The sequence below is a fragment of the Patescibacteria group bacterium genome, assembly GCA_004297215.1.
Lineage (GTDB): Bacteria > Patescibacteriota > Patescibacteriia > UBA9934 > GWF2-40-263 > 2-01-FULL-63-20.
Genome location: SCUM01000001.1, coordinates 497477 through 519654, shown reverse-complemented (window position 1 = coordinate 519654; position 22178 = coordinate 497477). Strand labels below are relative to the sequence as shown.

Here is a 22178-nt window from a genome sequence, read left to right as displayed (position 1 = left end):
CCGCGTCGCATTACGGAATGAGATTGAACCGAACAGACAGATCGGGCGCAACAGTCGGACACCCGTCGAGTGATCCTGAAAATGGATCATATCCATTTTCAGTCATATGAAAATCACCTTCAAACGATGATGATGAATATGAATATATATGTCCATCTTCTGGGTTATTGTTGTGGTTGTTCGTTGCCAACGCACCACACGACACTGACCACTGTGCATCGTTTCCAATCTCAAAGAATTCATACGGCACCTCAGCATCGTCGGGAATGCCGAGGATATACAGACCCGATACATAGCTGCCTGCGCTGAGGGGCCCATCGAACGGGTCGCCAAATTCGATGGAGAGCGACACGTTCCCTCCACCGGAGGAACGGCTGATGCTTGGGTCGATGAGCTCATCCTGATTCTGGCAGATCTCGTCGCCGCCAGCACTGATGCAGATTACTCCAAGGGCCAGGCCTGTTCCGCCAGTCCCGCCTTCACCCTCGCCCTCGCCTTCACCCTCACCGCTTGACGGCGTCGGGACGCACGCACTCAGTGCACAAAGGGCGAACGCGAGCGTGGCCCGCTCGGTCGCCGGCCTCATTGCGTCACCTCGTCGGTGCCGACGAGCTGTGGCGCGGCGAACATGTTGGCCTGCTCGTAACGGTCGACGAACTTCTTCGAGATGGAGCGGATCTCGAAGCGAGTCGTCTTCGTGACCTTGCCGGCGTCGTCGACGGCGATGGGCAGCTCATACAGCGCGACCTTCCATGTGCCCGGCGTCGACATGATCTCGGGCGCGACCTTGAACACGATCCAGCCCGAGAAGCTGCTGTTGGGCACCAACTCCACGGCGCGGTCGAACAGCTTGATGTTGCGCGCCTTGGCCGTCGCCTCGGCGGTGTTGGCGCATGAGCGCGCCCCTTCGATGGACGCGACGATGTCGTCCTTGGTCATGGCGTCGTTGGCGTTGTTCGCCGGGTCGAAGAGCTTGAAGACGCCGGTGGTCATGCGCACGACGTGGTCGCTCGTGTTGGTGACCGTCACGCGCGAGAAGTACTCGCCGCGACGGGGATCGAGGATGAGCACGTCTTCGCGCGGCGCCTCCCCGCCGGTCTTCTGGCGCTGCATCTGCTGCTGGTACGTCTCGGAGCACGAGGCGAGGTTCACGATGAGCTCGGGCGGGTAGGTATCCACCGGCTTGAACTCGACGATGAGGCCGTCCTTCTCCTGGCGGAACTCCTTCTCGTCGTACGGGACGACCGCGTACCGATCGCGCGTGGTCTTGATGGTCCCGCACGCCACGAGCACCACGAGCGTCGCCGCAGCGACGAGAACCTGAACGATCCGATGGCGTGTCTTCATCTTTCCTCCTGGGTCGTGCGGCACCTTGACGAGAACTCGCCCCCGCGGTTCCGTGGGTGCGGCGCGCCGCCCGACCGACGGCGCAGAAGCATCTAGACTACGCGGGAGGAAGTCAAGCGCGCGAGACAGCGCACGGTCGTGCCGCGCTCTCATCGCGCTCCCCGCGGAGGACGCCTGGGCGGGCTGGGTGGGGTCGAGAGGCGGTCCACGGCGCGCCGGAGCGCCTCGTCGCTCGGGTGGCTGTACCGGCTCGTCGTCGTGATGCTCGCGTGCCCGAGCAGGCGCCGGACCTCCTCGAGGTTCCCACCGGCGGCCAGCACCTCGGTGGCGAAGCTATGGCGCAGAAGGTGGGGGTGCAGGGACGGGACCCCTGCGGCCTCTCCGACCTCCTTCACCCGGCCTTGCACGGCGCGCTTGGACAGCCGTCCGCCCAGGCGTGAGACGAACAGGGCGTCTCCCTCGATTACAAGCCCCTTGCGGGCTTCCAGCCACGCTTTGAGCGCCGAGAGGGCGTCGGCGTTGAGCGGAAGCGGCTGCTCGCGCCCTCCCTTGCGCCGCACCTCGCGCAGGAGGGCGTTGCCAAGGTCGACCTGGCCCACGTCGAGGGAGAGCATCTCCGAGAGCCGGAGCCCGGTGTGGAAGAGCAGGAGGACGATGCAGCTGTCACGGACGCCCCGCCAGCTGACCTCCTTGGCGAGGACGGCGAGGAGCTTGCCCACGTCGCGAGCCGAGAGGCTCGGCTCGTCGCGCCGAGGGGCGCGGGCGAAGGGGACGTCCTGGGCGGGGGACGCCGCGACGAGCCTCTGATCCACCAGGAAGGCGAAGAAGCTGCGCAGCACCGTGAGCTTGCGGTTGCGGGTCGAGGGGGCGACGGGCGGCTCCCCGGAGCCGAGGTACTCGACGAGCAGGACGTGCGTGACGCCCTCGACATCGGCGACGGCGCGAGTCACGGCGAACACGCCGAGCAGGTGTAGCTCGGCTCGATAGCTGACTACCGTGGCCGGGGAGAATCGGCGTTCATCCCGGACGTGGGCCACGAAAAGCCGCGCCGCCTCGTCGATGCGCATGCGCTGCCTCCAAGGGCGCCAGGGCGCCGTCGGGAAGCCTTGCCAACTTCGCCACATAGATGCAACGGCGCCGTAGTCTGGACGGCAGTGGCGACGTCGGGCACCATGAGGGTGCGAGCGTCACCGACTTGTGGACTGCGCCTCATCAATTGGGCGGCGCAGTCGGGACGCAAGTCGGTGCGCCTCCACGCGGATCCGCTGACCGCGCTATCATCGCCCGACGGCTTGACCGAGGGTACCAGCACTATGCCGACCGAAACACCAGGACATCGACGACACCTCGCAAAGGCTCTCGCACTAGCTCTGCTCGTCGTGGCACTCGCAGGCGCTGGATGCACCGACGAGCCCGTGCAGCCGCTCCCGGATGGGGTTGAGAGAATCTCACTCGGTGGCGCAGTTACAGCCCGCTTCACGACACCACTCGGCTGGAGCGTCCGTGAACCCATTAGCAACGTATGGCACGCCTCCCCAGATGGGAACACCGCTCGGTGGAATGAGCTCTTGTGCGCGATGAAGCTGTACGAGAGTCCCTTCGCAATACGAACGGACGAGGACCTGAAGGAGTTCGCGAATTCTCTGCGTGACGATGGAGACCTTCCCGCGGGCGTAGGAGACGAGAACACCTTCACTACATTGCGAGGCAATGTCGCATTTAGACGTCTAGTGGAGACCGAGAACGTCATGGTTCTAGCGCAAAGATTCGTTGTCATTGATCCGCGGACAGTTATTGAGGTCTCAAACACAGTCCGCTCGGAACTGGTGGCTGATGCCCAAGCGCAACCAATTTCGGATGCCTGTGATGGAATCGTCGATAGCCTCGAGATCGAGAGATAAATGAAACAGCAGACTATCGTGTTTCTTTCCGTGGTGTCTGTCGCCACAAGGATACTGGCCACACCCTGCCCTGATCGTGATGACGGGTGTGCGAGCGACTCGCTCGACGCTGCGATGCCGATTATCGGCGGCGAGGCGGTGTGGTTGGCTCGCGGATGGTGTGGCGGAACAAGTCATGCACATGAGGCCGCCTGGGATCTCAACTGGATCGATTGGGTACGATACGCGGCTACCTACCCCAACGTCTCGGCGTCAGCTTGCACGTCGTTTGAAGGCTATAATGATGAAGGGATTCCCATCGTAACGCCACAGGACGGTGTTGTTTGTCGTGCGGAGAAGGCGTCGAGTTGTTATGGCCGGATCGTAGTGGTTAGATACGGGAACGAGGATGTCGATAGCTGTGGCGACGGAGGGACGTACGCGCGATTTGCCCACATGTCCTCCGTTGAAGTTCGCAAGGGGAACCTGCTTGCGGCAGGGGATGTTGTCGGATACCTTGGCGGTGCAGGCCGTCTAGCAGATTGTGATTGTCGTCCGGGCGCTCTTTCTTACGACGACTGTTTCGCGCCACATCTTCATTTCGATCACCAGAAGGATACTCAGATCTGCTCGGAGTATCTTGGTGTCGAACTCAGCGCCGACACCAACGCGGACGGCAGCGCGGAGCTTGTTGAGCCCATCGGCGTCGATGAGGGCTGCATCAACCGAGCACAGCGGTTGAGGTCATGGAACGACGCGAAGATGCGTGACGCCGTCGTCAGGCTCGGTGTTTCACTCACGGGGACGACCCTGGTCCCAGCAACGTGGGCCCACCCCTATGAAGCATGGGCTCGATCTAGTGCGGTGCCTGTGGTGGCTTCTTCGTTCGGACCGAGTGGTGTGGCAAGGAACTTCTACAGGTTCGATCACGGCGCTGCGCCCGATCTGCTGAATGGCAGCGTTGATATCGTTTTCGACGCCCTCGGTGGTGCACATCGCGCAGTAATCCTGAAACTTGGATTCGGTGAGTTCTACCGTTCCTGCTCCGGCTCTGGGCCGCAGTGCGCATTCGGAGAGAACCCCGAGGAAACGCTCGGCCTGCCGATCACCGACGAGTACTCCTTCGAGAACGGCGCTCGTCAAGACTTCCACCGCGGCTTCCTCCTGTGGGACGGCAACGCGGTTACCGCGCATGAGTATCCCTACTGCGATCGATGCGGGCCTGGATGGGTTCAGCTCGAAGGCACAAGTTCCACCGCCGCAGTCTGGCGACCGTTCGATCAAGACGGCATCGTCGATGTCGACTCATACGCGTTCGTCGAGCGATACATCGAAGGTCGGGATGTCGACGGGATCGACCGTCCGGCGGAGCTCGGCGACGCGCTCGATCCCGTTCATCCCTGGCCCGAGTCCGGCACTCCACGCGTCTGGATCCAGGATTTCATCGCACCCAACGATCTCTGCCCGGGATCGCGTGACAGTGCGCTCATCCTTCGCGACAACAAGACCGCGGTTCATCAGATAAGGTGCGGGTTCTGGGGCGCGTTCAAGTGCTTGATGGCCGACGGGGAAGATCCGGTTGACGACGACCCGACCGGCGGCCCGACGAAGCTCGGTGCTCCCGAGTCCGAGGAGCATATCGCTGGTAGCGACGCGGACGAACGCAAGCTGGCGCCGAGCGCGCCAGCGTCCCAGCCGCTCTGTCCTTCGAGCCATCCATGCCAGTACTTCTCGCGCGGTTTCATGTGGTGGGAAGCCACGAGGAGTCTGCCGGGGTTCGACGGACGCGTCCGCATTCATCTGTATGCGAACCCCCAGAATCAGAGCACGAGCGACTGCGCCACGCTCGCGTCGAGCGCCGATTGCCAACAGGTGCTCGCGCTCTGCTCCAACCCACCTTTCGGCCCCGTCCGAGGCGATGGAGTCTGCTCCACGGTGACCGAGGACTGCTCATCGTCCCCGGAGGATTGTGTCGATGGGTGTCCTGCGGTCGACCAGCAGTGCACTGGCGCCCAGACCGACGAAGATGCCGACGGCCTCATCGGCTGCGCCGATCCTGACTGCGCTGGTGTCCCCATCTGCACGACGCCCGACGTCGTGCAGTGCTGGGCGCCGAACCCAGGCGACACCGTTCACCCTTGGGTACTCGACGAGAACGGGGAAGGGCTCTACATCTTTCCGCCACCGTGTGGCTTCGGCGAGCACTGCGAGAATACCAGCTCTACGACCGCCGTGTGCGTTCCCGACTGCGTGTCCGACTGCGCCGCCCGCAACGCCATCTGCGGCAGTGACAACTGCGGCGACCCCTGCGGGGAGCCCGACGCCTGCGACACCATCCCTCCCTCCGAGTGCTACGGCGAAACCCAGCTCAAGGTGTACGAGCCCGGCGGCTGCTTCGACGGCCAGTGCCAGTGGAACGACTTTCAGCTCACGTACTGCGGCGACGTCGGCTGCCACCCCGCGCAGCGTCGCTGCTGCTTGTTCGTCGGCGAGCCGGGCTGCGTCGGCCCGTGCATCGAGTCGAGCGAGGTGTGCGACGGCCAGGACAACGACTGCGACGGGAACGTCGACGAGTTCTGCGACAGCGACGGGGATGGGTACTGCGACCTCACGATGACGCGGCTCGACGGCGCGGCGTGCGCCGCCGGCGACTGCGGGGACGGCGATCCGCTGGTCAACCCGGGCGCCCTGGAGCGCTGCGACACGATCGACAACGACTGCGACGCGCTCGTGGACGAGGGCGTCTGCGCGGAATCCTGCTTCGACGCGGTCGACGACGACGGCGACGGGTGGATCGACTGCCAGGATCCGGACTGCTGGGCGAACCTCGACTACTGCGACATCGCCGGCGGAGACGTCTACGCCATCTACCGCTGCCTCGGGCCCTCCGTCACGGGCCTCGAGCTGCTCGCGCAGCGTTTCGACCTCGCCACCGGACAGCCCGTCGGTCCGTGGGTCTCGATGTGCTCGACGAGCGGGTCGCAGGACGCATGCCTGCTCACGCCGCCTCAGGGCGAAGGTTTGCGCTTCGACCTTCGAGCGACCGTCGCGTCGAGCGACGCCTGGTTCTGTCCGACGCCGGCCGACGTTTCGGCCTGCGCCGCGGAGCTCGTGGTGCTCGACAGCGACGAGCGACCGATCACGCTCGTCGATGACCCGACGGAGTCGCCAGGGCTTGGATCGTCTTGCTCCTTCATGGTCGACACATGCACGCCGCAGTGTGCGGGCACGTGCGGTTCCGACGGGTGCGGGGGCTCATGCGGCTCATGCGCGTACAACGAGGAATGCCTGGCGGGCACGTGCCTGCCGCTTCCCCCATTGCGCCTCGATTCGCTCGACAGCCGCGTGGTGCTCCTCGACCCGAGCGCGTTTCAGCTCCACGACGGCACGGCGCTCTCGAACCTCGTCGCGGGAAGCGACCTATGCGTCATCGGATGGGCGCAAGGGATCGCAGAGAGCGGGCAGGAGATCCCGGTGGACGACAGCGACGGAGACGGCTGGGTCGAGTACCTGCTCCCCGACCTGCCTGTCGGAGACGCGCCGTTCCCGAACGAGTGCGCCAGCTGTACGAACGGCCTTCCCTGGCGATTCAACTTCCGTCGCTGCGAGCCAAGCGACGTGTTGTCGGCCTCCCACTACATGGTCGCCGAGGCCGACCTCGCCCAGACCGCCGACTTCTGGTGGACCGGCTTCGACGTGAGCTGCGACTGGACGGGCGGCTTGGCGGTGTCCTTCGACGGGAGCGCCTTCTGGGCGAGCGGGGCCGCGACCTCACCGCCAGGTGGCTGTGTCCAGGCGCCGATCTTCCCGACCGGACTTCAGCAGGCCTTCACGGCCGCGGACGGCGCCGCAAGCGACGCCTTCGGGCATTCGGTGAGCGTCTCGGGTGAAACGGCGATCGTCGGTGCGCCCGGCGACGACGTCGGCGGCAGCTCGAACCAGGGCACCGCGTCCGTCTTCATCCGCAACGGGGCGCAGTGGACCCTGCAGCAGCAGCTCGTCGCCGGAGACGGTGCCACGTCGCCCGGCTCGGGCGAGCAGTTTGGGCAAGCCGTGTCGATCTCCGGGGACACCGCCGTCGTCGGCGCCTTCTTCGACGCCGTCAACGGCAACACGGGACAAGGAAGCGCCTACGTATTCGTGCGCAGCGGCGGGGTGTGGACGCAGCAACAGAAGCTCGTGGCAACCGACGGAGCCGCGGACGATCAGTTCGGCAGCGCCGTGGCGATCTCTGGCAACACGATCGTGGTCGGGTCCTTCTTCCATGCCGTATCCGGCAGGTCGGCGCAGGGCGCGGCGTACGTGTTCGTGCGCAGCGGCGGGGTGTGGACGCAGCAGCAGATGCTGATCGCGAGCGACGGCGTCGCCTCGGACTTCCTCGGCCGGTCCGTCGCGATCGATGGTGACTCCGTCGTCGCGGGCGCCGACGGGGTGGACATCGCCGGCCGCGGGCAGCCGGGCGCGGCGTACGTCTTCCTCCGCGTCGGCTCGACCTGGAATCAGCAGCAGAAGCTCGTCGCGAGCGACGCGGCCGGGAACGACGTCTTCGGCATCTCCGTCGGCATCTCCGGAAATTCGGTCGTCGTCGGCGCGAACCGAGACGACGTCGGAAGCAACCTGAACCAGGGTAGCGCCTACGTGTTCGTCCGCAGCGGTTCTGTTTGGACCGAGCAGCAGAAGCTCGTTGCCTCGGATGGCTCCACGAACGCTGACTTCGGGATTTCCGTGAGCATCTCGGGCGACGTCGTCGCCGTTGGCGCCCAGCGAGATACCGTCGGCGCGAACGTCGACCAGGGTTCCGCGTACGTATTCGTCCGTGCCGGATCGACCTGGAATCAGGCCCAGAAGTTCAGCGCCGCTGACGGCGCCACGATCGATCACTTTGGCGTTTCGGTATCAGAATCGGCGGAGACACTTATCGTGGGTGCTGACCTCGACGATGTCGGAGGCAATGCAAACCAGGGATCAGCCGCTGTCTATAGATGAAGCGGCCGCCCAGACGTACCATCGTGATTTATCCACAGGTCGCAAATGACGTTCGCGTCCTTGCACCCTGCAGCAACGAGAAAACCGGCCACGAATGGTCGGTTTTCCTCGTGTTTCCTCGGTTCAAGGATGTCGTCGATGGTGCGGACGGAGAGAGTCGAACTCTCAAGCCCTTGCGGGCGCTAGCACCTCAAGCTAGTGCGTATACCATTCCGCCACGTCCGCGAAATTGGTGCCGGCAGGATAACAGCCGACCCGCCGTTTGGCAAGCATGGACGGATGAAAAAGACCTGCACGGGGCAGGTCAGGCGTTTCCCGTCGACGGGGAAGGAGGGATCAGGTCCCGTGGGACGGCATGAGGGCCGGCGGGACCTGTGGCGGGAGGAACGCGACATCGGCCGTCGGCATGCCGACGGGCGACGGGTCCATCTCGGTCGCGTTCTTTTGCTCGACGACCGGCGGGAGGGAGTAGAAGACGCACGGCTTCGACCCGTAGCCCGCGGCTTCGACGCGCGTGACGGCGATCTGTCCCCCGCGCTCCATGCGTTCGAGCATGTCATGGAGGCGGCCGCCGCGGATGCCGTCCCTGTTCGGCTTCTTGTTCGGGTAGGCCGCATCAAGGCGGACGAACAGCCTGTCCCGGTCCATCGCCCCGTTCCTGAGGGCTTCCAGGACGTTCTTCTCGTTGATGGCCGGTTCTCGGTTCAGGACCCTGCTGGTGAGCATCGTGCTTCTCCGCTGCGTGTAGGGTGATGCGCGCGCTTCCTTGAAGCGACGCGTCGGCTAAGATACCCTTCGGAAACGCCCTCGTCAACCCGGGCGCTTAGCTCAGCTGGTCAGAGCGTCTCGTTTACACCGAGAAGGTCGTAGGTTCGATCCCTACAGCGCCCACCCGAAACCCCCTGTCAGGCCGACGGGGGGTTTGTGGTATACTTCCGCCATCTATGTCCCCGATCGCGCGCATCCCGCTCGGCCTCGTCGTGGCTTTTCTCGGGTTTCTCCTCGTGTGGAAGACCGAGGTCGTGTTCACCTGGACCGGCACCATCGATTTCGCCGAGCAGAGGATCGGGGTGGGGCAGACCCGGCTGTTCCTCAAGCTGATCGGCCTCGCGGTCGCCTTCCTCGGCATCTTCATCGCCACCAACATCGTTTCCGACATGCTTACCTCGCTCGCCCGCGTGTTCGTCCGCTGACCTATGAAACTCTCCACCGGCTGTGCGCTCCTCGACCCGAAAGCCGTCCTTGCCGAGGCGGGGTTGTCCGTCGGCGCCTCGTACGCCGACTTCGGCGCGGGCACGCTCGGGCATTTCGTGTTCCCGGCCTCGGAGATGGTGGGGAAGGACGGCCGCGTGTGGGCCGTGGACATCCTGAAGGGCGCGCTCGCCGGCGTGGAGAGCCGGATGAAGCTCGAGGGGATGAGCAACGTGACCACGGTGTGGGGCGACATCGAACGGCTGCACGGCGTATCCATCCCGGACGCCGCCGCCGACCTGCTGTCCATCGTGAACATCGCCTCGCTCATCAAGAAGAGCCCGGACGTGCTCAAGGAGGTGAAGCGCGTGCTCAAGCGTGGCGGCACCTTCCTCGTGGTGGATTGGGACAAGGCCGGCGCCTCGTTCGGCCCGCCCGCCGCGAGGCGCCTGAGCGCCGAGGAGCTCGTCCCGATCGTCACGTCCGCCGGGTTCGTGCAGCACAAGTCGTTCCGCGCCGGCCCGCACCATTGGGGCCTCGTGTTCAAGGCGGCATAACCGTTGACGTTTCCGGCCGCGGCTGTCATTCTTTGGGCGCTATGATTTCTTTCCTCAAGTCGTTTTTTTCCGTCTCCTTCTGGTTCGGCGCCGCGCCGGACATCTCTTCGGTCGCCGGGCGGATTTTGCTCGGCCTCCTCGCCCTGTGCGTCGTCTCGGGAGTCGTGGTACGCGTGGTCGCGTCCCGCTCTTCGTACGACCGCCACGCCATGCGCGCCTTGCGCCGCGTCGGCCGCCTGCTTTCCACCTGCGGGATCGTCGGGCTCGTGCTCGCGTTCCTGAGCTACGAGAACGTCCGATTCCTCGGCGACCGGTTCTGGTACGCCGCGCTCGTCCTCGGCGCCCTCTTGTGGGCCTGCGCGATCGCCTGGCAGGCGCTGCGCGTGGCGCCGAAGGCGCGCGAAGCCGAACGCCTGCGTCGCGAGAAGGAGAAATACCTGCCGTGAATAAAAACTTGAAACGTGAAAACTTGAAGTACCAATGGAGACGTGAAAGGACGAATGGAACAAGGACGAAACGGTTTTAGCCATTTCGTTCTTCAAACGTTTTCACGTGTCCTTTCAAGATTTCAAGTTTTCATGTTTCAAGTTTTCGCCTATGGATCCTCGAAGGCAGCTGGGCAACGCGGGGGAGCGTGCGGCGGAACGGTTCCTGCGCGCAAAGGGCCTCGCCATGGTCGCGCGCCAGGCGCGCACGCCGTTCGGGGAGATCGACCTCGTGTGCGAGGACGGGCCGGAGCTCGTGTTCGTGGAAGTGAAGACCAGGCGCAGCGCGAGGTTCGGCGCGCCGGAGGAAGCTATCACCCGCAAGAAGTTCCTGACCATGCGCTTGAGCGCTGAGGCGTACGTCTCGGCGAAGGCCTTGGAGGCCAGGCCGTGGCGGCTCGACGTGATCGCGATCGACCCGAGCGGGGCCATCACCCATTTTCCGTCGATTGACAGTCCGGGCGCAGGGTGATAGCCTTCGTGCACTGGAACCTGTCGCATGCGACGGGTTCGACTGTTAAAAAAAGGCGATTAAGGCCGCAGGCGATAAGGCTTCAGCGCTGATGCCTTGTCCGCCTGAGGCCTTCATGCCTCCTCACTATGCCTTCTCCCATCGAACAAGCCATCCGTCAGATCTGCGAGGAAAAAGGGCTCGCGTACGAGGCGGTCATCGACGCGATCCAGTCCGCGCTCGCGGCCGCGTACCGCAAGGACTTCGGCGACAAGAACATGAACGTCGAGGCGGAATTCTCCCCCGAGACCGGCGAGACGCGGGTGTTCGACGTGAAGACCGTGGTCGAGGACGTGGACCCGGAGGAGCTCGAGCGCGCGGAGCTCGAGCGCAAGGCGCGCATCGAGGCGCTCACCGAGCGCATCCGCGAGGCGCGCGCCCGCGGCGAGGTCATCTCTTCGGTGAGCATCGACGAGGAGGGCCTGCCGCGCTTCAACCCCAAGACCGACATCATGATCTCCGAGGCCCGCGTGCTCAAGATGGGCGCGCAGGTCGGCGACGTCCTGCGCACCGAGATGCCCATGGCCGGGGAGTTCGGCCGCATGGCGGCCATGACCGCCAAGCAGGTCATCACCCAGAAGCTGCGCGAGGCCGAGCGCGAGATCGTGTTCAGCGAGTTCAAGGAGCATGAGGGGAAGGTGATCGTGGGCACCGTGCAGCGCCGCGAAGGACGCATCGTGCTGGTGGACATCGGCCGCACCACGGGCGTGCTGCGCCCGGAGGACCAGGTCTCGAGCGAGCGGTACAATTCGGGCGAACGCATCAAGGTGTTCGTGAAGCAGGTCTCCCTTACCACGCGCGGCCCCGAGATCCTGCTCTCCCGCGCGTCGGAGGAGCTCGTGCGCAAGCTGTTCGAGGTGGAGATCCCGGAGGTAGGGGAAGGGACGGTGAAGATCAACGCCATCGCGCGCGAGGCCGGCAGCCGCTCCAAGGTGGCGGTGTCGAGCGGCGACGACGCGGTAGACCCGATCGGCGCGTGCATCGGCCAGCGCGGCACCCGCATCCAGACCGTCATCTCGGAGCTGGGCGGGGAAAAGGTGGATATCGTCGAATGGAACGCCGACCCGATCAGGTTCATCCCCCATTCCCTCTCGCCGGCGAAGGTAAAAGGGGTCGACCTCAACGAGGGGTCGAAGACGGCCACCGTGCACGTGGACGCCGACCAGCTCTCCCTCGCGATCGGCCGCGGCGGACAGAACGTGCGCCTCGCCTCCCGCCTCACGGGTTGGAAGATCAACATCGTAGAAGCTGGGAAGCCGGCCCCCGAAGTCGTGGCCGAGGCCGCGTTGGAAACGGCGACCGTTGAACCGGTCGTCGAGCCTACCGACTCCCCACTCCCGACGACTAACTCCTGACATCCTATGGGAGGTCTCTTGCACGCCGTCCTTTATCAGCCGCTCTACAACCTGTTGATCGGGCTGTACGACATCATTCCCGGGCACGACATGGGGCTCGCGATTATCGCGCTCACCATCCTCGTGAAGCTCGTGTTCTGGCCGCTCAACCACTCCTCCCTGTTGTCCCAGAAAGCGCTGCAGGAGTTGCAGCCCAAGATCGACGCGCTCAAGGCGGCTCACGGGGCCGATAAGGACGCGTTCGGCAAGGCGGTGATCGCGTTGTACGCGAGCGAGAAGGTGAACCCGCTTTCCTCCTGCCTGCCGGTGCTCGTGCAGCTGCCGGTGCTGTTCGCCCTGTATGCCGTGCTCCAGTCCGGCCTCACGACCGAAGGGTTCTCAAACCTGTACTCCTTCGTGCCCAATCCAGGGGGAATCAACGAGACCTTCCTCGGCATCCTCGACCTTACCAAGAAGAACGTCCCGCTCGCGCTCGTCACCGGACTCGCCACCTTCGCCCAGATGCGGATGCTCACGGCGACCCGAGTCAAGAAGCCCGTGCCGGAAGGGGCCAAGGACGAGGACATGCTGGCGGCCATGAACAAGTCCATGCAGTACACCATGCCGGTGATGACCGCCGTGATCGGCGCCGGGTTGCCGGCCGGATTGCTCCTGTACTGGATCACGAACACGCTGGTGTCGATCGGACAGCAGATGGTCGCGTTCCGGAAGAAGAAACCAGCCGCAGTGGAGGTCATCGGATGAAGCATGTAGGATGCCCCAGACGGGCATCCTTTGCGTTTATGGACGAAGCGCTCCACAAGGCCATTCTCCGGACCCTCGCTTGGTTTTCGCTTTTTGACTACGCCCCCACGGCGTTCGAGACCTGGAAATGGTTGTTCGTCACGGGCGAGAAGCCGTCCCTCGACGAGGTCGATGCCGCGCTACGGGGCGGGGGATACCCGTCTAAGGACGGCTTCCATGCGCTTCCGGGCACTGACGCCGTGGCGCTCGCGCGTACGCGCCACGCGCGTCGTCGTGACGCGCTGCGCAAGATGCGTGCCCTTCGCCGCGCCGTCCGATTCCTTCGTCGTGTCCCGGGCGTGCGCGCCGTCGCGGCCGCGAACACGCTCGCGTTCATGCATACGCGGCCGGAGAGCGACATCGACCTGTTCGTACGCACGATGCCGGGGCTTACCTGGACCGCGCGGCTCATGTGCGTCACGCCATTCGCGATCCTGCGCCAGAGGCCCGAAGACGGCGCGCGCGACCCGTTCTGCTTCAGCTTCTTCGCGTCCACGGCCGCGCCCGCCCTCGAGACGCTCGCTTTGCCGGGAGGGGATCCGTATCTGGAGGTGTGGATCCGGTCGCTGCGGACGGTGTACGGAGATGTCCGTTCACAGGACCCAACACCTGGTGTTGGGAATTCCAGTTTTTGTAAAAAACCTGGCGATTTTGAAAATCGAGATCTTGAGAACCCTGGTTTTCCTAAGGAAACGACACGTCCAACACCGGGTGTTGGACGTGGTGGACATGTCGAGCGTCTGGCCCGCTGGATCCAACTCCGCCGCCTCCCGCACTCCCTGCGCACCCTCATGAACCGCGACTCCCGCGTGGTGGTGAACGACGAGATGCTCAAGTTCCACGAAAACGACCGCCGTGCGGAATACCGCGACCGATGGATGGCCCTTTGCCGGACCTATGCCTATGACGCGTGAACGCCTCGGGCGCTTCGCCCTCCTGCTCGCCCTCGTGCTGCTTCCTTGGCAGACGCGTTGGATCGTCGTATCCGGAAAGATGGACGGTCTCCCCTGGGAGTACGGCACCGTCTCCCTCTACGCCGCGGAGCTGCTCGTGCTCGCCTCCGCCGCGCTCTACGGCCGTCTTCGGCTCGGCGACAGGTCGCGATTCGCGATCCCGCTCTCGTGGATCCTCCTCGCCTGCGCGTTCTCGTCCGTCTTCACGCCCATCCCCGCGGTCGCGCTAGGCGCCACCTTCCATGCCGCCATGGCCGCGCTCCTGTTCCTGCTCCTGCTCGACGAACGCACGGACGCGACGCAGGCGCTCACGGCATTCGTCGTCGGGCTCATCCCCGCGGCGTTGCTCGGCTGGGACCAGGTCATTGCCGGCTCGTCATTCCCGCAGAAATGGCTCGGGCTTGCCGGTCATGATGCCGCGACGCTCGGGCAGTCGGTCGTCGAGTCGGCGGCAGGGGAGCGCACGCTGCGCGCCTACGGCCCGTTCCCGCATCCGAACGTGTTCGGTGGATTTTTGGCTGTCGGGCTTTGGGCCCTGGCCGTCCTCGCGTCGCGTTTGCGCGACCACGCGCGCCGACACCATCTCGCGTTGCCCGCCATGCTCCTCGCCGCGACGCTCGTCATCACCTTCTCACGCGGTGCCTGGCTTGCCGCGGCGCTTTCGCTCGGGTTCGTGGTCGCGGCGCTCATGTGGCACGGCCGCCTTCGCGCGCACGCCGGGCTGCCGCTCATCTGGGCATCGCTGCTGGCGCTCGTCATCACCATGCTCGTGTTCCACACCCAGCTTTTTACGCGCTTCACTCCCGGCGCGCGCCTCGAGGCCCGTTCGCTCGCCGAGCGTTCGGCTTCGTACCGAGAGGCTCCCGAGGCCTTTGCGATCAGCCCGGTCACCGGAGTGGGCCCGTCGCTCTACACCCTCGCGCTTTCCACGTTCCGACCCGGCGCGCCGGCGTACGAATATCAGCCGGTCCATAACGCATTCCTCTTGTATCTCGTCGAGGTGGGCCTCGTAGGATTGTTCGCCTCCCTTCCGTTCTTGCGTCGCGGATGGAAGGCGGTGAACGGAATCCACGTCCGCTCCGAACGCGTCTTTGCCCTCTCCGGAACCGTCTTGCTCATCACCCTTGGCCTGTTCGACCATTACCTGTGGAGCCTCTGGGCCGGGCTGTCGCTCGCCGCCGTGGCGGGCGCCTCGGTCGTACGGGGGAAAGGTTGACGCGTCGGGTCCGGCTTGGTAGATTTTGTCGTCCCGACCAATGCCTGGCGGGCAACCAAGGAGGCATCCGATGTCCGATCTTTCCCCCTTTTCCCGTTCGATGACCGAGTTGCGCGACGCCTATCGCGCCAACAGGATGGCCGCCCTCGCCTGCAGGATGGGCACGCATGACCTGCGCGGCCGCCTGGCATTCGCCTGCGAGCGCGGCGCGCTCGATGGCGCGTTCCTCGAGACGCTGTTGCACTTCGCGCCGCCCATGCAGGATCCGGCGTCGCGCGCGAAGATGATCTGGGACCAGGTGACGCCCAACGCGCGTTCCAGGGAGCTCCGGCGTTTCGTCGACACGGAGAAGGCGTTCGGGTCCGCCGGCGTGCGGATGCTCCAGGACGCCGATGCCGACCGGCGCGTGCTCTACGGCCCGGTCAAGGTCATCGGGTCGGGCCTCGTGCTCGTCGCGCTGGAAGGGACCGAGCATCGCGCCACCATGGCGACGCGCTCCCAGGAGCGAGAGGCGACCGTGGACGCGGCCATCATGCTCCTGTTCGAGGAATGCGCGCGCGGCAAGAAGGCGGAGCAGGCGCGCGCCTTCGTGCGGGAGATGGGGCTGTCGGCCATCGCTTTCCTCGAGCGGGAAACCTGCGAGGAGTTCGACCGGGCCGTGGCCGTCCATGACGATTTTGAGGTGAGCAGGACGATCCACGCCGAAGCGGTCCTCGTCTTGGACGGGGACGCGGCCACGTTCCATGACGACCCGACGGGGTTTCGTGAACGCAAGATCCGCCTGGGAGCCGACGTCAACCAGATGGCGGCACGTCCGTCGGCATGGGACTGGGACGCGGAAGCCGTCGGGATCCTGAAAGGACTGATGGACCGGTCGGGGATCAGGCAGGCGTCCGTCTTCATCCCGTCGAAAGACAAGGACGACCCGATGAATCTCCTCGTCGCATCCGTGACCGCCGCCCGCGACCAGGCGTTCGACGCCTGTTCCGTCTTCGTCACCGACCGTTCCTTCTGCCCCGATCCGCTTCCGCCGGGCGGACGCAAGATCAAGATCGGCTGACGCACGCTGCGCGCCCGTCACGAAGTCCTGGTTCGCCAGGGCTTTTTTCATCCCTTGACATCCCCCCCCGTTTTCTTCAAGATGCCGGCATTAGCACTCAAAATATTCGACTGCTAAACCCTATGAACCTCCGTCCGCTCAGCGACCACCTCATCGTGAAAGCCTCCTCCAAGGAGGAGACTTCCGCCTCCGGCATCATCATTCCCGACACCGTGGACAAGGAACGCCCGGAACGGGGCGAAGTGATCGCCGCGGGCCCCGGCAAGCTGCTCGAGAACGGGTCGCGCGCCGCCATGGAGGTGAGGGCGGGCGACAAGGTGGTGTTCAAGAAGTACGCGCCGGACGAGGTGAAGGTCGGCAAGGACGAGTACCTCGTCATCAAGGCCGACGACGTGATGGCGGTGATCGAATAACCTATGGCAAAGCAGATCATCTTCAACGAGGAGGCGCGCGCGGCGCTCAAGCGCGGCGTGGACAAGCTCGCGAACGCGGTCAAGGTGACTTTGGGGCCTAAGGGTCGTAACGTGGTGCTTGATCGCGGTTTTGGCGCGCCGATGGTCACTAAGGACGGAGTGACGGTGGCCAAGGAGATCGACCTTGAGGACAAGGCCGAGAATTTGGGCGCGGAACTGGTCAAAGAGGTGGCAAGCAAGACCAACGATGTGGCCGGCGACGGCACGACGACGGCGACGGTGCTTGCACAGGCAATTATCGCTGAGGGTTTGAAAAATATTGCTGCCGGAACTGATGCAAATGGTATTCGACGTGGGGTAGAAAAAGCGACTGAGGCAGTTGTTGCAGAAATTAAGAAACTGGCAAAACCGATTGCAGGTGACTCGATTGAAAAGGTGGCCAGCATTTCAGCGAACGATGCCGAGATCGGCAAGATGATTGCCGAGGCTATGAAGAAAGTAGGGGAGAATGGTGTGATTACTGTCGAGGAATCACAGTCGTTTGGCGTAGAAGTTGATGTTGTCGAAGGGATGCAGTTCGACCGTGGGTATGTCAGCCCCTACATGATTACCAACGCGGATCGTATGGAGGCTGATTTCCGCGACGCACACATTCTTATCACTGATAAAAAGATTTCTTCGGTACAGGACGTCCTTCCTTTGCTTGAAAAAGTTGCTCAGTCTGGCAAAAAGGAGATTGTCATCATTGCTGAAGATGTGGATGGGGAGGCAATAACGACTCTTGTTGTAAACAAATTGCGCGGTACGTTCATGGCCCTTGCGATTAAAGCACCTGGGTTCGGTGATCGCCGCAAGGCCATGCTCGAGGACATTGCAATTTTGACTGGCGGCAAGCTCATTTCTGATGAACTCGGGATAAAACTTGAAACAGCAACACTTGCAGACCTCGGTCATGCGTCCAAGGTGGTGTCGACTAAGGAAAATACCACCATTGTTGGTGGTGCGGGAGATAAAAAAGCGATTGAGGATCGTATCGCGGCCATCCGCGCTCAGATTAAGCAGACAGAATCGGATTTCGACAAAGAAAAATTGCTTGAACGTGCAGCAAAACTGTCGGGTGGCGTTGCCGTTATCAAGGTTGGTGCAGCGACCGAGACCGAGATGAAAGAAAAAAAACATCGAATTGAGGATGCTGTGTCCGCGACCAGAGCGGCCGTAGAAGAAGGCATCGTTCCTGGTGGTGGCATTGCTCTGATGATTGCGGGGATGCGCACCGCTTTCAATCTACTGCCGCACTACTTTAAACCGGTGGCATCAGACACAGATCCCATACAATCGATTAAACGAAATGCGGAAGGGACCGGTGTCTTGACTCTGCTCGCTGCTTTGGTGGCTCCATTGAAAATCATTGCAGAAAATGCCGGGCAAAACGGTGAAGTCGTTTTTGCACGAATTCAAAAAGAACAGGAACAGTTCAAAAATGAGAATATCGGTTATAACGCGGCAAAGGACGAGTACGAAGACATGATTGCTGCCGGCATTATTGATCCAGCTAAGGTCACACGTTCGGCACTTCAGAATGCCGCTTCGGCTGCCATCATGGTAATCACCACCGAATGCGCGGTCGTCGAGATTCCCAAGGAAGAGAAATCGTCCGGCGGCCATGGGGGCCATGGAGGCGGGATGGGAGACATGTACTAGGAGAAAACTTGAAACGTGAAAACTTGAAATCTTGAACGGACACGTGAAAACGTGTGAAAGGCGAAACGGGTGAAACCGTTTCGTTTTTCATTCCTTCACATGTCTTTCAACATCCTTTCACGATTTCATGTTTTACCTTATGCTTCATCCGCTGTGTCAGACTCAGCCAAACAACCCATCGACGACGCGCAGGAGAACCGCGCCATTGCCGCCATCGGCTATCTCGGCATCCTGTGCCTCGTCCCGTTGCTCCTCGCGAAGGACAGTCCGTTCGCCCGGTTCCATGGCAAGCAAGGGCTCGTGCTGCTCATCGCCCTCATCCTCCTGTGGGCCGGCATCGCGGTGCCGCCCATCGGACCGGTCGTGTGGCTCTTCGGTTCCCTCGCCCTGTTCTGCCTGATGATCCTCGGGATGGTGAACGCGTACAACGGGAAGCAGTGGGAGATGCCCGTGCTGGGGAAGTTCGCGAAGACGATAAAGTTGTAAAGGTTTGAAAGGTGATAAAGGTGAAGGAAATTTTTTAAAAAAGATTCCAACACCTTTACGACCCTTACCACCTTTACGACCTCTCGATATGAAAGACCTCATCCGCCAGATCGAAGCCCTCCGCGAGCGCGTCCTGCGCACGTGGGGGTTGCTTTGACCTCGATACGGTCAAGACGGAGGTGAAGGCGCTCGAAGCCGAGATGGAATCGGCGGATTTTTGGAGCGACCAGGAGCACGCGCGCAAGGTGGGCAAGCGCGCGGCGGACCTGCGGGGCGAAGTGGGATCCTGGGAGTCCTTCTTGAAGGAGATTTCCGACCTGAAGGACGTCGCGGAGCTCGCCGACGCGGACCCTTCGACGAGCTCAGGGCAGGGGGGGATGCGCGACGAGATCGCCGCGTCACTCAAGGGGTTCGAGGAGCGGTTCGCCAAGATGGAGTTCGCCGTGCTGTTCTCCGGGCCCTACGACGGCAGCAACGCCATCCTGTCCATCCATGCCGGCTCCGGCGGCACCGAGGCGAACGATTGGAGCGCGATGCTGTTCCGCATGTACATGCGTTTCGCCGAAGCCAAGGGCTTCGAGGTGGACGTGCTCGACGAGAGCCGGGGCGACGTCGGCTTCAAGAGCATCACCTTCCGCATCACGGGCCGGCACGCGTACGGCTACCTCAAGTCCGAGCACGGCGTGCACCGCCTCGTGCGCATTTCCCCGTTCGACGCCGAGAAGATGCGCCACACCACCTTCGCGCTCGTCGAGGCCGTGCCGGAGCTCGACGAGCTGCCCGACATCAAGATCGACGAGAAGGACCTGCGCATCGACACGTTCATGTCGGGAGGGAAGGGCGGCCAGAGCGTGAACACCACGTACTCCGCGGTGCGCATCGTGCACGTCCCGACCGGCATCACGGTGCAGTGCCAGAACGAGCGCAGCCAGAAGCAGAACCGCGAGACCGCCATGAAGATCCTGATGGGAAAGCTCGTGGCCAGGCAGGAGGAAGAGCGCCGGGCCAAGGAGGCGGGGCTGCGCGGCGACTACCAGAGCGCGGAATGGGGCAACCAGATCCGTTCCTACGTGCTGCATCCGTACAAGCTGGTGAAGGACCACCGCACCGGGTACGAGACGAGCGACGCCGAGGGAGTGCTAAACGGCGAGCTTGAGCCGTTCATGGAAGCCTATTTGCAGCTGGAATTAAAAGGGGGTAGGGGGTAGTACGTAGTGCGTAGGATTTCGTCCTACCACCTACGCACTACCACCTACGCACTACGAACTATGAGATACAAACGCGCGCTCGTCACCGGAGGCGCCGGGTGCATCGGGTCGCACCTCTCGGACGCCCTCATCCGACGCCGCATCAAGACGTACGTCATCGACGACCTCTCCCTCGGGCGGCGGGACAACCTGAACCCGAACGCGACCTTCTTCAGGCTCTCCGTCGAGAGCCCGAAGGTTTCCGCGCTCATCGAGAAGCTCAAGCCCGACGTCGTGTTCCACATGGCCGCGCAGATCGACGTGCGGGTGTCGGTGCGCGAGCCGATCCGCGATGCGCGCGTGAACGTGATCGGCGGGTTGCGGGTGCTGGAGGGGTGCGTGCGCGCCAAGGCGAAGAGGCTCGTCTTCTCCTCTTCGGGCGGCGCCATCTATCACGGGCTCAAGGTCATCCCGACCCCCGAGAACGTCCCGAGCCTGCCGCGTTCCCCCTACGGGGTTTCCAAGCTCGCGTTCGAGCTCTACCTGCACAGCGTGTGCCATACGCATGGGTTGCCGTACGTGGCGCTGCGGTACGCCAACGTCTATGGTCCCAGGCAAGGCGCGCGAGGCGAAGCGGGGGTGGTGAGCGTGTTCGCGCGCCAGATGCTCGCCGGGAAGACGCCGGTCGTGTACGGCGACGGCAAGCAGAGCCGGGATTTCGTGTACGTCGATGACGTCGTCAGGGCGAACCTTCTCGCGATGAAGCCGTCCGCGCACGGGGTATTCAACATCGCGACCGGCCGCGAGACGTCGGTGAACGGGATCGTCCGGCTGCTGCGGCGCGAAACGGGTTATCGCGGGAAGATCGGTTCGGGCCCGGAGGTCCGCGGCGAGGAACGCCGGAGCGTGCTCGACGCGTCGCTCGCCAAACGGGTCCTCGGATGGGAACCGGCCGTCGGCCTCGAGGAGGGGCTCGCGAAGACGGTGGCATGGATGAGGACGCATCTGAAATCTCAAGCATGAAATTCCAAACGAAGTTTGGAATTTTCAAACCCGAAATTTTCGCCTTCAGCCGGGACCGGGTCCCAGGGAAACTATGCTTCCTCGCGCCAAGAAATCATTCGGACAGAACTTCCTCCAGGACGCCTCCGTCCTGCGGAAGATCGTTTCGGCTGCCGGGATCGTCCTGGGCGAGGCCGTGCTCGAAATCGGCCCCGGCACCGGCGTGCTCACGCAGGCCCTTGTCGACGCCGGCGCCAAGGTGACCGCCATCGAAGCGGATCACGACCTGATTCCGGGACTCCGTGAACGGTTCGGTGACCGCATCACGCTCGTGGAAGGCGACGCTCTCAAGTTCGACCTGCGCACAGACCCCACCATGCCTCCCCTTTCCAAGGGGAGGGTAGCGGAAGCGAGCTATCTCCCCCTTGGAAAGGGGGAGCATGAGGGGGTCGTGGGTGGAGCTTTCAAGCTCGTCGCCAACATCCCCTACCACATCACCTCGCCCATCCTCGAGCGGTTTTTGGCACACGAGCCGCGGCCGTCGCGAATGGTGCTCATGGTCCAGAAGGAGGTGGCCGACCGCATCACGGCCAAGCCGGGAGACATGGGGCTCTTGTCCGTCGTCTGTCAGCTGTACGCCGACGTCCGAAAGGTGACGAACGTGCCCCGCGGGGCGTTCCGGCCGATTCCGAAGGTGGATTCGGCGGTGGTGAGGCTCGACCTGCGCACAGACCCCGCCATGCCTCCCCTTTCCAAGGGGAGGGTAGCGGAAACGAGCTATCTCCCCCTTGGAAAGGGGGAGCATGAGGGGGTCGCGCCGAGGGAGAAGGTGATACGCCTCGCGAAAGCCGGTTTCTCCCATCCGCGCAAGCAATTGCACGGGAATCTGGTCGCGGCAGGGTATGGGACGACCGGACAAGTGAAGGAAATGCTGTCGAAGGCCGGGCTCGATCCGAAGGCTCGAGCCGAGACGCTCGCTGTGGATGAATGGGTTTCGCTCGCTCGGGCGCTTGATGTGGTATAATTCCGCACGGGAATCCCGTTTTGAATCCCGTTCCCGTGGGT

Annotated in this window: 21 protein-coding genes and 2 tRNA genes; 18 read left to right on the top strand and 5 right to left on the bottom strand. The window is 63.4% G+C overall.

Going from position 1 to position 22178, the window contains the following annotated elements; all coding sequences use genetic code 11:
• Positions 1 to 10: 10 nt before the first annotated feature.
• The 3 genes from EPO34_02625 to EPO34_02615 form a co-directional block, all read right to left on the bottom strand.
• Positions 11 to 586 (bottom strand): hypothetical protein, encoded by a 576-nt coding sequence (locus EPO34_02625; protein TAK04028.1) that lies wholly within the window; start codon positions 584 to 586, stop codon positions 11 to 13.
• The gene (locus tag EPO34_02620; protein ID TAK04027.1) at positions 583 to 1347 is read right to left on the bottom strand and encodes a hypothetical protein; all 765 of its coding nucleotides are present in this window, start codon (positions 1345 to 1347) and stop codon (positions 583 to 585) included. The genes EPO34_02625 and EPO34_02620 overlap by 4 nt, the downstream gene beginning before the upstream one ends.
• A 149-nt stretch (positions 1348 to 1496) precedes the next feature.
• A complete protein-coding gene (locus EPO34_02615; protein TAK04026.1) occupies positions 1497 to 2471 on the bottom strand; it encodes a hypothetical protein in 975 nt (324 codons plus the stop codon).
• 189 nt (positions 2472 to 2660) lie between these two features.
• Here EPO34_02615 and EPO34_02610 point away from each other — a divergent pair, with 189 nt between their 5' ends.
• A complete protein-coding gene (locus tag EPO34_02610) occupies positions 2661 to 3248 on the top strand; it encodes a hypothetical protein (GenBank protein ID TAK04025.1) in 588 nt (195 codons plus the stop codon).
• Positions 3249 to 8213 carry a hypothetical protein gene (locus EPO34_02605; protein TAK04024.1) on the top strand — a complete coding sequence of 1655 codons (4965 nt, stop codon included), beginning with the start codon at positions 3249 to 3251 and terminating at the stop codon, positions 8211 to 8213. It abuts the gene before it with no gap.
• Positions 8214 to 8352: 139 nt separating this feature from the next.
• On the opposite strand, the gene EPO34_02600 is transcribed toward EPO34_02605, so the two are convergent.
• A tRNA-Leu gene (locus EPO34_02600) sits at positions 8353 to 8438 on the bottom strand.
• Between the two features lie 111 nt (positions 8439 to 8549).
• Positions 8550 to 8939 carry a hypothetical protein gene (locus EPO34_02595; GenBank protein ID TAK04023.1) on the bottom strand — a complete coding sequence of 130 codons (390 nt, stop codon included), beginning with the start codon at positions 8937 to 8939 and terminating at the stop codon, positions 8550 to 8552.
• A gap of 91 nt (positions 8940 to 9030) precedes the next feature.
• Between EPO34_02595 and EPO34_02590 the strand changes: the two genes are divergently transcribed.
• The 16 genes from EPO34_02590 to rsmA all read left to right on the top strand — a co-directional run bounded on the left by EPO34_02590 (position 9031) and on the right by rsmA (position 22137).
• Positions 9031 to 9107 (top strand) — tRNA-Val (locus EPO34_02590).
• 50 nt (positions 9108 to 9157) lie between these two features.
• A complete protein-coding gene (locus EPO34_02585; protein ID TAK04022.1) occupies positions 9158 to 9406 on the top strand; it encodes a hypothetical protein in 249 nt (82 codons plus the stop codon).
• Positions 9407 to 9409: 3 nt separating this feature from the next.
• Positions 9410 to 9961 carry a methyltransferase domain-containing protein gene (locus EPO34_02580; GenBank protein ID TAK04021.1) on the top strand — a complete coding sequence of 184 codons (552 nt, stop codon included), beginning with the start codon at positions 9410 to 9412 and terminating at the stop codon, positions 9959 to 9961.
• 41 nt (positions 9962 to 10002) lie between these two features.
• Entirely contained in the window at positions 10003 to 10407 is a 405-nt protein-coding gene (locus EPO34_02575) for a hypothetical protein (GenBank protein ID TAK04020.1), read from the top strand.
• Positions 10408 to 10558: 151 nt separating this feature from the next.
• A complete protein-coding gene (locus tag EPO34_02570; GenBank protein ID TAK04019.1) occupies positions 10559 to 10918 on the top strand; it encodes a YraN family protein in 360 nt (119 codons plus the stop codon).
• Between the two features lie 128 nt (positions 10919 to 11046).
• Positions 11047 to 12312, top strand: coding sequence for a transcription termination/antitermination protein NusA (gene nusA, locus EPO34_02565; GenBank protein TAK04018.1), 1266 nt, complete (start codon positions 11047 to 11049; stop codon positions 12310 to 12312).
• Positions 12313 to 12318: 6 nt separating this feature from the next.
• Positions 12319 to 13056: a YidC/Oxa1 family membrane protein insertase gene (locus tag EPO34_02560; GenBank protein TAK04017.1), complete on the top strand. Its 738-nt coding sequence runs from the start codon at positions 12319 to 12321 to the stop codon at positions 13054 to 13056.
• A gap of 38 nt (positions 13057 to 13094) precedes the next feature.
• On the top strand, positions 13095 to 14009 hold the full coding sequence (locus tag EPO34_02555) for a hypothetical protein (GenBank protein ID TAK04016.1): 915 nt from the start codon (positions 13095 to 13097) through the stop codon (positions 14007 to 14009).
• Positions 13993 to 15264 (top strand): O-antigen ligase domain-containing protein, encoded by a 1272-nt coding sequence (locus tag EPO34_02550; GenBank protein TAK04015.1) that lies wholly within the window; start codon positions 13993 to 13995, stop codon positions 15262 to 15264. Before EPO34_02555 ends, EPO34_02550 begins: the two co-directional genes overlap by 17 nt.
• 70 nt (positions 15265 to 15334) lie before the next feature.
• Complete coding sequence (locus EPO34_02545) at positions 15335 to 16324, top strand: hypothetical protein (GenBank protein TAK04014.1); 990 nt, start codon at positions 15335 to 15337, stop codon at positions 16322 to 16324.
• Between the two features lie 122 nt (positions 16325 to 16446).
• The gene (locus EPO34_02540) at positions 16447 to 16737 is read left to right on the top strand and encodes a co-chaperone GroES (GenBank protein ID TAK04013.1); all 291 of its coding nucleotides are present in this window, start codon (positions 16447 to 16449) and stop codon (positions 16735 to 16737) included.
• A 3-nt stretch (positions 16738 to 16740) separates the two neighbouring features.
• Positions 16741 to 18438, top strand: a complete 1698-nt coding sequence (groL, locus tag EPO34_02535; GenBank protein TAK04012.1) for a chaperonin GroEL — start codon at positions 16741 to 16743, stop codon at positions 18436 to 18438.
• 153 nt (positions 18439 to 18591) lie between these two features.
• Positions 18592 to 18924: a hypothetical protein gene (locus tag EPO34_02530; protein TAK04011.1), complete on the top strand. Its 333-nt coding sequence runs from the start codon at positions 18592 to 18594 to the stop codon at positions 18922 to 18924.
• A gap of 88 nt (positions 18925 to 19012) precedes the next feature.
• A protein-coding gene (locus EPO34_02525) for a peptide chain release factor 2 (GenBank protein TAK04010.1) occupies positions 19013 to 20132 on the top strand; the annotation gives its coding sequence in 2 pieces (ribosomal slippage) (positions 19013 to 19078 and positions 19080 to 20132; 1119 coding nt in all).
• A 60-nt stretch (positions 20133 to 20192) separates the two neighbouring features.
• Entirely contained in the window at positions 20193 to 21134 is a 942-nt protein-coding gene (locus EPO34_02520; GenBank protein TAK04009.1) for an NAD-dependent epimerase/dehydratase family protein, read from the top strand.
• A gap of 73 nt (positions 21135 to 21207) precedes the next feature.
• Entirely contained in the window at positions 21208 to 22137 is a 930-nt protein-coding gene (gene rsmA, locus EPO34_02515) for a ribosomal RNA small subunit methyltransferase A (protein ID TAK04008.1), read from the top strand.
• Positions 22138 to 22178 lie beyond the last annotated feature (41 nt).